We start from the raw sequence: 480 nt of genomic DNA, 5'->3' as shown, positions 1-480 counted from the left end.
TCCCGTGACCTTTGCGACCATTCGCCAGTTCCACTGGTTTCGCCGGGCGATACCCGGTGTTGACGCCCTACTACCGCCCCCGGTATCGTCTATGTCGGGCGGTCCGGTTCGGGGCCGCCCTTTGCTGTTTGAAGGAGTCGTCGTCGTGACCATCACCCCCCTGATGCCCGTCTATCCGCGGTGCGGGGTGCGTCCGGTCCGAGGCGAGGGCGTTTACCTGTACGGCGAGGACGGCCAGCAGTATCTGGATTTCGCCAGCGGCATCGCGGTCAACGCGCTCGGCCACGGCCATCCTCATCTGGTCAAGGCGATCGCCGATCAGGCGGCGACGCTGATGCACGTGTCGAACCTCTATGGCAGCCCGCAGGGGGAGCATCTGGCGCAGCGGCTGGTCGACACGACCTTCGCCGACACGGTGTTCTTCACCAATTCGGGTGCCGAAGCGGTCGAGTGCGCGATCAAGACCGCGCGCCGCTATCA

At 65.4% G+C, this 480-nt stretch carries 1 protein-coding gene; it reads left to right on the top strand.

Annotation, left to right across the window (positions count from 1 at the left end; genetic code table 11):
* Positions 1-145: 145 nt before the first annotated feature.
* Positions 146-480, top strand: a 335-nt coding sequence (locus AC0IYH_RS29295; RefSeq protein ID WP_471837530.1) for an aminotransferase class III-fold pyridoxal phosphate-dependent enzyme, incomplete at its 3' end; no start/stop codon positions are given.

It is taken from the genome of Pseudomonas sp. AC463, from assembly GCF_979253585.1.
This window is presented reverse-complemented; position numbering and strand designations above follow the sequence as displayed.